This window comes from Mesorhizobium sp. M7D.F.Ca.US.004.01.2.1, assembly GCF_003997785.1.
GTDB classification, from domain to species: Bacteria; Pseudomonadota; Alphaproteobacteria; order Rhizobiales; family Rhizobiaceae; genus Mesorhizobium; species Mesorhizobium loti.
Map to the genome: position 1 here is coordinate 1 of NZ_RZRQ01000248.1, position 8604 is coordinate 8604.

The window sequence follows — 8604 nt, forward strand, 5'->3', positions numbered from 1 at the left end:
GGGCAGGGCTGTCGCCGGTGTAACCGCAGGCGCGGGCGAAATCGGCGGCGTCCATCGTCACTCCCGGGCTTGATGTGGCGGTGGGTTTGAGTCCCCGACTCACACTTGCGAGTTGATATAAGCATAACTCAAACATTGGTAGAAGAAAAACTTTTGGGACTGTTTGGAAACTGCGACTCGACTCCCGGCGCAAAACGCAGGAATATGCGAACAAATCAGGAACAAAAGGCGAGGAGGGGCGATGGCATTGCCGGGCAGGGAACCAGTGATCGCGCACGTCGCCTCGATCTCGGTCGAGTGCGCCGATTGCGGCCGCAACCGTTGGTGGCGGCCCGATCAGCTGAAGCGGTTCGGGGTGACAGGCAACACGCCGCTGGCCGCCTTGTCGGGCCGCATCGTCTGCTCGGCCTGCCGCGCCGAGGGGCTGCCGGGGGCGACTGTCACGATCCAGGCGGCGTTCATAGACGAGCGCCAGCGCGTGCGCAGCGAAGCGCAGATGCTGAGTAAGCGCGAGGTGCCGCTCGAGGGGTCGCGGCGGGCTTGAGGGGGAGAAGGAGAAAGGGCGCTAATACCCCAGCAATTCCTTCAGCGGAATCACCCGCCAGACGTGTTTGATCGCGTAGCGGTTGAAGGTCAGGGTCTTGGGTGGATTGTATTGCTCGACGACCAGCTCGGCGGCGGTGCGCTTGACCAGCTTCTTGATGAAGGCCTTGCCGTTGCGCTCATTTTCTTCCGGAAAGGTCTCGATCACCACATGGTCGCCGGGCACGGCGTCGCGGCCGCCGCAATAGATCAGGTCGCCGGGCTCGTAGCGCGGCACCATGGAATCCGAGAGCACGTGCAGCGCAAAGACCTTCGGCAGGTTGCGCACGCCCGGTGGGCGCTGGACATAGCCTGCCGGCTCGCCGTTGAAGGTGAAATCGCCATCATCGCCGCCGACGGCCGCGCCCAGCACTTCGATATCCATCGACCCGGCGGGTAGCGGACCGGCATCGGTGACGATCTCGGCGTCGGCGACCGGGCCGGCATCGTCGAGGAAGACGACCTGCCCTTGGCCCAGCGCCACCGGATCGACGCGCAGGAAGGCGGCGGTCTTCAAGAGGTTCTCGGTCTTGGGCAGATTGCGGCCGGTTTCCCAGTTGCCGACGGCGGCGACATCGGTGTCGTTGTGCTCGGCGATGTGGCGCATGACCAGGCCGCGCTGCTTGCGCGCCTTGCGGATCGCCGCTCCGACCTTGATCGACAGTTCCGTTTTTGCCATGGCGCCATGTGAGCGATGAAAGCGGCTCTCGTCCATGAAAGAATGGCTTGCATCTATTTTTGAGTTATGCTTATATCTGATCATGCAAAACCTGTCCAGCTTTGAAGGCGCAAGAGCGCCGGCCTCACGCGAGGCGCATCCGGCGGTCGTCACCGCTGCCCATTCCCTTCCGCCCCGGCCGTCCTCCTCCCCGGCCGAGGTGAAGCCCGAGGCTCAGTGCTTCAATGCACCAGCCGCGGGTCCGGTCCGCCCATCCCCGGCGACCGGAACGGCCGGAGCCGCCGCTCCCAGCGGCTCCGGCCCCCAATTCGATCAGCGTGGCGCCGGTCTGCCCGACAGGTCGTGCATCCGTACCGAAGACGGCACCGTCATCCTGTTCGACAGGCCGACGGGCAGGGCGGTTTCCGCCCCCGACAGAAAGACGGCAGAGGCGCGGCTTTCGCGCCTCGCCCAAACCGCCGGGCTGTAAAGCCGGTCCGGCTGAGCCGGCGTCAGCCGGCCCTCGAACCACACACCCTGACTGCGGCCCGGCGGGCCAAACCTGACGCTGCCTGACGGCGCGCGGCCGAAGGCAGAACTTTGGATGGAGCCTGGACATGGCAAGCTATACCGACCCCGAATTGCAGGAGATCGCCCGCTGGCTGAAGGACGGGCTTTCCGCCTCCAGGATCGCCGCCGCATTCAGCGCGCTGCGCGGCAATGCGGTGTCGCGCAACGCCATCATCGGCATCGTGCACCGCAACGCCATGCTGGGCGCGATCGGCTTTGCCAATGGCAAGGGGTTGCCGGCCGGGGCCAAGCGGGCTGCACGCAAGCGCAGGGTGAGCAAGCGGGCGAACGGCGTGCCGGCGCAGGGTAAGGTGAGCGCTAGGCCGGCCGCCGGCAGGATCGACGCCGTGCTCGCTGTCACCGGCATGCGCAAGGCGGCCACCAAGCGCGACCCTTCGCCGGCCTGGCTGCCGCCGCGCCTGTTCGTGCGTGAAGTGGGCGTGCTGATCGCCGACGGCGAGGCCTATCGGTTCAAAGTCCCGGTGTCGCCGCGCACGCCCGTCGGCCGCCAGCCGCATGGCGTAGCGATGCGCTTCATCGATTGTCTGTTTGGGCGCTGCCGCGCGCCGCTGGACCTGACGCTGGAAGAAGACCCCGAGAACGACGCTCCAGGCAGCCGGCCGGGCGCCGACATGCTGTGCTGCGGCATGCGCACCAGGGCGCTGAAAAGCTATTGCCCCTACCATCAGGCACGCTTCCAGCGCCGCGTTTTTGTGGCGGGGTGAGGCTGCTCTCCCATTGCTGCCGCCAGCCCCCTCATCCGGCCGCTTCGCGGCCACCTTCTCCCCGTGGGGGAGAAGAGGGAGGCGCCGGCGCTGCAAGTCTCCTCTCCCCTCGGGGAGAGGTCAGCCGAGCGAAGGGGAGGCTGGGTGAGGGGGCTGCCTCGCCGTCACTACCAGGGGTGGAGGATCTGAGATGAATCAAGCCAAAAACAAAACCTCCAAAACCCTATTTCGGCGCCTGCCGGCCCTGCTTGGGCGTGCGGCTCTGCACGCTCCTTGCGTCCATCGTCATGGCCGGGCTGCCTTCGTCGACCAATATGTCGGCCACCCGGGCAAAGCCGGTGAATACTTTCATGGCATCGGCTTCGGAAATCTGCGCGGCGATTGCCGCGCTGCAGGCGTTGAGGGCGCTGCGGTAGACATGGCCGCGCCGCTCGAGCGGCCAGCGTTGCAGGAAGTCGGCAGCTTCGCTGACGCTGTCGATCTCTTCAATCTGCTCGTCCATCCGCACCTTGAGCGGCACTCCGGTCTTCATCGTACCCACGGCGTTCACCTTCGCTTTGCGCGCGGCTCTACCTACCGCTTTCATAAACGCGCCGCGCCGGCGGGCGGTTGCATCAATTTTTCGGCCGGCGCGCGCCTGTCACCAACCGGCCACGGCATCCAGCCAGTCATGGGCGCGGCTTTTCGGCTTCGCCACAACTATGTTCTGTTGCCTGGCCGCCTTGGTGAGAGCCTCGAAGGCGATGCGCTGGCAGCAGGTGCCGTCGACGGCGAGCGCGACCAGCCGGGCCGCCTCGACATAGCCAGGTGCTGTCTTGTCGGGCCATTGCTGGCTCAGCGCCCTGGCGGCCTCGGCCACCGAGCTGACCAGCATGGTTGTGTTGTCGCAAAAGCGCAGGGTAACCGGCATGAAGGCTGTCATCGGCATCTCTCCCGTGTCCGTGGACGCCGCATAACGTCGAAAATTCGCGCTGGTTCCATTAGCCCTGATGCGGGCAAGCTCTCGCGTGTGCTGCCATGAGCGAACGGCCCTTCATGCAGCTCTACGTCTCCGATTTCGTCGGCGACACGCTGCAGCTCTCCACCGAGCAGATCGGCGCCTACATGCTGTTGTTGATGGCGATGTGGAACGCCGGCGGCAGCTTGCCCGACGACGACGCCAGGTTGGCGCGGGTGGCGCGCCTGTCGCTGAAAAAGTGGCGTGCGCTGAGTCCCGACCTGTTGACCTTCTTCGAGCGCGCGGGCGGCGAGATCGGCCACAAGCGGCTGACGAAAGAGCTGCGCAAAGCCCAGGTCAAAAGCCAAGCGAGGGCCGCCGCCGGGGCACGCGGTGGCGCCGCCACCGCCTTGAAAACAAAGACGCATGCAGCGGCAAATGCCGGTGGATTGCCGCGGCATCTCCCAGACTCCAGAAACCAGATGGAAAAAGCTGCCGCTTTTTCCCCGGACAACGCGAAGCGTTTGTCCTCCGAAAATGCGCAGCATTTTTCGCTGGGCAATGCGAAGCCTGCGGATTTCTCCCCGGCAGGCAAAAACAAAACGGCTCCCGTTTTTTCGGGAAGAAAGCCCGGCTGGCATCAGCCGAAAACCCACACCGACGCCGCCAACGCCATCATTGAGGAGATACGCAGACATGACTGCAGCCGAATTGCAGCAGGCGACCAAGGCGTTGGCCGCGATGTTCTCATGCTTCCCGCAATCCGCGCTGACTGACGTCGACATGCAGATGCGCGGCTATCTCAGCGCCGTGCAGGATGCCGAGCTGACCGACGTGCAGAGCGCCATCCAGCGCTTCATGCGCGGCGAGGTGAAAACCGGCAACGCCCAGTTCTGCCCCTCCAGCGCGCAACTCTGCATCGAACTGCGCGAACGCCGCGCGATACGAGAGCTGCTGGCGCGACGGGCGGCGGGCACGCTGGGGCCTGCTGCCATCAAGAGGAGCTAGACCCCCTCGTCCGGCCGCTTCGCGGCCACTTTTGCTGGGGCGAGTCACCTGCCTCGCCCGTCCTTCGGACCCCCGTGGGGGAGAAGAGGAAGGCGCCGGCGCTGCAAGTCTCCTCTCCCCTCGGGGAGACGGTGGCCGAGCGAAGCGGAGGCCGGGTGAGGGGGAGTTACACGGCCAGTTATCAGCCAACGCCCGACCCAACACCCCAACCAGGAGCCATCCATGCCCAGGAAAACCAAATCCGCCAAACCACAGGCGCCGAAACTGCCCAAGGGCGAGGCCGAGCAGGTACGTATCCGGCGCGAGGTCGGCCATGATTTCGCGCTCAGGGACGACGCCTTCGGCCGCAAGCGGCTGGCCGCCGGCACTTCTGAGGCAAGCCGCGTCTACGAAGTGTCTAATGACGGCTTCACATCCACAGGCGGCATCGTGCGGGTGCGCACTATCGACCCGCTCATCGGCATCACCTCGCTGTCGCGCCAGCAGCGCGAGGCCGGCCTGCGCTACCGCGGGGATTTCCGCTGCAGCCAGCAGGCTGATGTCAAGCCGATGCGCTGGACCGAGCGCATCGACGGCGGCCGCCACGGCGGCGGCATCGCCGACAGCGTGCTGGACGCCGGCCGCGCGCACGCCGCCGCCACCAAGGCGCTAGGCCATTGGGAAGTGGCTGCCGTGGTGCGACAAGTCTGCTGCGCGGAAGGCTCGATCAAGGGCGTGGCGGAACAGACCGGAGAGGGTCGCGATGTGGTGACGAAGCTGCTGAAGGTCGGGCTGGATCTGCTGGCGGTGCATTATGGGATGATGATGGGGCGGCGGTGAGGGGCGCAATGATCCGACCGGCGATGCCGGCCGGATCATGATTTCATACGATCAGCTTATCGGCAGACGCGGATTTCCTCAGTGATCCTGTGGTGGTAGCGCCAGTGCGTGACCAGTTCCACGTGGCAACGGTGGTGCCGGTGGAAATAACGCGGCCTGTAGCCGTTGTCGTAGGCGTCGTAGGGGCTATAGACGTAGCGGCCGCCATAATCCCCATAACCATCGTAATAGTCGTTACCGTAGTAGTCGTTATAGCCGCCGATGCCGATAAAGACATGACTGCGGGCATCCGCGGGGGCGATCATCGCCGCCGCCGAAGCAATGGCGATAACCGAAACAAGCAGGAGCTTCTTCATAGCTACCTCCTTTTCAAGGTTGACCTAATATAACCCCTAAGATGCGGCCTCGTTCCACAGATTCGTAAGACAAAGGATGCGGATACCGGCGCGCGAGAGTCCTGGGCCGCGCAATGGGGTGGCTGGCGTGGTGCGACAAGTCTGCTGCGCCGCTTCTCACCCCTAAAACAGCGCCCGCTCCAACGGCCCTTCCAGCGTCTCCGCAAACGCCGTCGCCAGATGGTGCCTGTCGCGGAAAGCTAGCTTGCCGCCGATGACGACGTGGCAGGCGGTGGGGCCACAGAAGTGGTTGGTGAGGTCGACATAGCGCGTGTCGGGCACGCTTGCCACGACCGCGCGCTCGGCGGCGGCGGTGCTGTCGTTGGCGGCGTTCGCCCTTGGTGTGTCGCAGTGCGGCGAGGGTGCCTCGCGCCACCACAGCGCGCGCGCCACGCAGGAGTCGGCGAAGCTGTCGTTGATCGGTGTGTCGCGAATCACGGCCGTCTCGACACCGGCCCGACTGAAGGCCTGCAAGGTCGAGCGCAGGCCGGCCTGCCAGCGCGCGGTCTCGGCTCTGCGGCCGGCGGTGGGCATATCGCGCGTCAGGTTGCCGATGGAGAATTCCGAGATCACCACTAGGCGCGGCTTGGCGCGGATGATGTCTGCTATCGCTTGCTCGCGCCAGGCGTCGCATTCGGTGTAGTCGCGCTTCAGCACCGTGTTGAAGGTGGAGAGCCGCGAGGCGCGGCATGATGATTTGAGGTAGGTGACCACCTTGGTGTCGTTGCGCTTGGCCGCTTCGATCAGCGGCGTCGACCAGTGGTCGGCATGCGAATCGCCGAACAGCACGACGGTATGGGCGGCATCCGCGGCGCCGAACACGCAGGGTTTTGGCGTCACCGTGTGGAAGTCGAGCAGGCAGCTCTTGTCGACGGCACGCGCGATGGAAGGTTTTTCGGCTGCCTGCTCGATGCCGCGCTGCTCGGAGCCGATGTTGCGCTGGGCCAGATGCGCATTGGCATAGGCGACCGCCACGCCGGCACCGGTCAGCGCCAGCGCTGGAATCAGAGCAATTGCAGGAAAAGTGGGAAGCGGTTTTGCGCCCGCAATTGCGCTGGGAAAGGCGCGGGCGCCCGCCGTCAGCCAGGCGCCGCGCCGCGCCGGGTTCTCGATCAGATGATAGGTGAGCACCGACAGCGCCAGCGCCAGCACACCGCAGCCAAGGCGCTGCGGGACGGAGAGATCCGGCGCCAGCATCCCGGCATAGACGATGACCGGCCAGTGCCAGAGATAGAGCGAATAGGAGAGCGTGCCGATCCATTGCAAAGGCGGCTGGGACAGGGCGGCGGCCGGGCCAAGGGCTGGCCTGCCGGTCCGCCCATTGGTCTGCTCCGCGCCGGCACCGCTCAACAGCACCAGCACCGTGCCGGCCACCGGCAGCAGCGCGTACCAGCCGGGGAAGGGCAGGTCTTCGCTCAAGCAGAGATAGGCCGCCGCGATCAGCGCCAGGCCGAGCCAGCCAAGGGCGGGCCGCAGCCAGGCGCGGTGTTGCTGGAAAGCTGCCGGCACCAGTGTCGCCAGGCCGCCGGCGGCGAACTCCCAGGCGCGCAGCGGCGAGAAATAGAAGGCCCAGGCCGGCGCGACAGTGGTCAGCCAGAGGCAGGCGGCGAAGGAGGCGAGGCCGGCCACGCCGATCACGGCCACGACCGTGCGTCGGCCCGGCCGCAGCCAGGCGGCCAGCAGAAGCAGCGCCGGCCAGGCCAGATAGAACTGCTCCTCCACGGACAGCGACCAGAAGTGGATGAAGGGATTACTGGTGGCGTCGGCGGCGAAATAGTCGAACGACCAGCGCAGCAGCCACAGATTGATGGCGTAGGCGGAAGCGAACATGGCGCCACGCGAATAGAGCGCCTGCTCCTGCGGCGCCAGGATGAAGTAGCCGGCGGCCAGCGTGACCAGGATGACGAACAAGGCTGCCGGCAAAAGCCGCCGGGCGCGCCTGGCATAGAAGCGCCAGAGGTCGAGCCGGCCGGTCTCAGTGATCTCCTGCATGAGGTGGGTTGTGATCAGCCAACCGGAGATGACGAAGAAGATGTCGACGCCGGCAAAGCCGCCGGGGAGCGCGGTGAGGCCGAAATGATAGGCGACGACGCCGCCGACGGCGAGCGCGCGCAATCCTTGTATGTCCGGCCGGAACGATGCTGCCACGGAGACTCCTTCGTGTAAGCCCGAACCCGTCGCCAGTGTCGGCGGGGCAGGCTGATATCGCAACGCAACAAATCTATCGCAGTGCAACATGACCAGAATGGGACGACGATGCAGGGAGTGGGAGACGGTCCAGGTCTGGCGACGCTCACCAAAACGTTCTTGGCCGCAGCTTGACAGGGCGGGCACGGCTGATGCCTCTTGGCGTTGTCATTCGGGCCATGGGGACATCGATGAAGAAGATTTATGAGAAGCCGACGCTCGACAAGCGCGGGAAGCTGTCCACCGTGACAGCGGGTCCACCCAGTTCCGGGAGATAACAAACCCCCTTCGATCTTTGGCTGCTTTCTGTGTGCCATCCCGGTGTTTTTAGCTTTGGCTTGACAACATCGTGCCACGGGCGCCCTTTAAAGCGCTCGCTTGGGAGCAGAGGATATCCCGTGAAAAAGACCTACGAAAAGCCTGTGCTGGTAAAGCGCCAGAAGCTCTCAAATGTCGTGGCGAGCGCGGTCTCAGTGACGGACTGACAGGTCCCGCTCGACGATCAGGGTTTGAAGCCGACAGGCTGCGGGCTTGCCCGTTTCGAAGCCCGGACGCAAAACAGCCCCGCAAAGGGGCTGTTTTTCTCGTCGGTTCAGTGGATTGCTACTTGCTGCCGCCGTTCGCTTTCACGCTGCTGCAGAATTCCGGATGGCTGTTGGCCGCAGTGGCGTCCTTCGACTCGTCCTCGCAGGCCTTCATCATCGCGGTCTGGTCGTCCGGCGT

Annotated in this window: 10 protein-coding genes; 5 read left to right on the top strand and 5 right to left on the bottom strand. The window is 65.2% G+C overall.

All coding sequences use genetic code 11. The features are described 5' to 3' along the window. Positions 1-241: 241 nt before the first annotated feature. Entirely contained in the window at positions 242-544 is a 303-nt protein-coding gene (locus EN993_RS25975) for a hypothetical protein (protein ID WP_126069877.1), read from the top strand. A gap of 21 nt (positions 545-565) precedes the next feature. Here EN993_RS25975 and EN993_RS25980 read toward each other — a convergent pair whose 3' ends face one another. Continuing rightward, entirely contained in the window at positions 566-1261 is a 696-nt protein-coding gene (locus EN993_RS25980) for a helix-turn-helix transcriptional regulator (RefSeq protein ID WP_164548893.1), read from the bottom strand. Between the two features lie 596 nt (positions 1262-1857). Here EN993_RS25980 and EN993_RS25990 point away from each other — a divergent pair. Continuing rightward, a complete protein-coding gene (locus EN993_RS25990; RefSeq protein WP_127265184.1) occupies positions 1858-2535 on the top strand; it encodes a GcrA family cell cycle regulator in 678 nt (225 codons plus the stop codon). A 223-nt stretch (positions 2536-2758) separates the two neighbouring features. On the opposite strand, the gene EN993_RS25995 is transcribed toward EN993_RS25990, so the two are convergent. Both EN993_RS25995 and EN993_RS26000 read right to left on the bottom strand, forming a co-directional pair. Beyond that, positions 2759-3067 carry a DUF982 domain-containing protein gene (locus tag EN993_RS25995; protein WP_164548892.1) on the bottom strand — a complete coding sequence of 103 codons (309 nt, stop codon included), beginning with the start codon at positions 3065-3067 and terminating at the stop codon, positions 2759-2761. A gap of 108 nt (positions 3068-3175) precedes the next feature. Then, positions 3176-3457 (bottom strand): DUF982 domain-containing protein, encoded by a 282-nt coding sequence (locus tag EN993_RS26000; protein ID WP_127265185.1) that lies wholly within the window; start codon positions 3455-3457, stop codon positions 3176-3178. A gap of 95 nt (positions 3458-3552) precedes the next feature. On the opposite strand from EN993_RS26000, the gene EN993_RS26005 reads away from it, so the two are divergent. The 3 genes from EN993_RS26005 (at position 3553) to EN993_RS26015 (ending at position 5299) form a co-directional block, all read left to right on the top strand. Further along, positions 3553-4248 carry a DUF1376 domain-containing protein gene (locus tag EN993_RS26005; RefSeq protein WP_127265186.1) on the top strand — a complete coding sequence of 232 codons (696 nt, stop codon included), beginning with the start codon at positions 3553-3555 and terminating at the stop codon, positions 4246-4248. Beyond that, complete coding sequence (locus tag EN993_RS26010) at positions 4169-4480, top strand: hypothetical protein (RefSeq protein ID WP_126069873.1); 312 nt, start codon at positions 4169-4171, stop codon at positions 4478-4480. The genes EN993_RS26005 and EN993_RS26010 overlap by 80 nt, the downstream gene beginning before the upstream one ends. 222 nt (positions 4481-4702) lie before the next feature. Further along, entirely contained in the window at positions 4703-5299 is a 597-nt protein-coding gene (locus EN993_RS26015; RefSeq protein ID WP_127265188.1) for a DUF6456 domain-containing protein, read from the top strand. Positions 5300-5355: 56 nt separating this feature from the next. Here the strand turns inward: EN993_RS26015 and EN993_RS26020 are convergent, their stop codons facing one another. Next, positions 5356-5655: a hypothetical protein gene (locus EN993_RS26020; protein ID WP_109660461.1), complete on the bottom strand. Its 300-nt coding sequence runs from the start codon at positions 5653-5655 to the stop codon at positions 5356-5358. Between the two features lie 162 nt (positions 5656-5817). Continuing rightward, complete coding sequence (locus tag EN993_RS26025; RefSeq protein ID WP_127265189.1) at positions 5818-7842, bottom strand: acyltransferase family protein; 2025 nt, start codon at positions 7840-7842, stop codon at positions 5818-5820. Positions 7843-8604: the final 762 nt, after the last annotated feature.

Bases quoted from the DNA above. Each gene is read 5' to 3' on its own strand.
- EN993_RS26010 (WP_126069873.1), top strand. From the start codon at position 4,169: ATGACTGCAGCCGAATTGCAGCAGGCGACCAAGGCGTTGGCCGCGATG.
- EN993_RS26005 (WP_127265186.1), top strand. From the start codon at position 3,553: ATGAGCGAACGGCCCTTCATGCAGCTCTACGTCTCCGATTTCGTCGGC.
- EN993_RS25995 (WP_164548892.1), bottom strand. From the start codon at position 3,067: ATGAAGACCGGAGTGCCGCTCAAGGTGCGGATGGACGAGCAGATTGAA.
- EN993_RS26015 (WP_127265188.1), top strand. From the start codon at position 4,703: ATGCCCAGGAAAACCAAATCCGCCAAACCACAGGCGCCGAAACTGCCC.
- EN993_RS25990 (WP_127265184.1), top strand. From the start codon at position 1,858: ATGGCAAGCTATACCGACCCCGAATTGCAGGAGATCGCCCGCTGGCTG.
- EN993_RS26020 (WP_109660461.1), bottom strand. From the start codon at position 5,655: ATGAAGAAGCTCCTGCTTGTTTCGGTTATCGCCATTGCTTCGGCGGCG.
- EN993_RS26000 (WP_127265185.1), bottom strand. From the start codon at position 3,457: ATGACAGCCTTCATGCCGGTTACCCTGCGCTTTTGCGACAACACAACC.
- EN993_RS25975 (WP_126069877.1), top strand. From the start codon at position 242: ATGGCATTGCCGGGCAGGGAACCAGTGATCGCGCACGTCGCCTCGATC.
- EN993_RS25980 (WP_164548893.1), bottom strand. From the start codon at position 1,261: ATGGCAAAAACGGAACTGTCGATCAAGGTCGGAGCGGCGATCCGCAAG.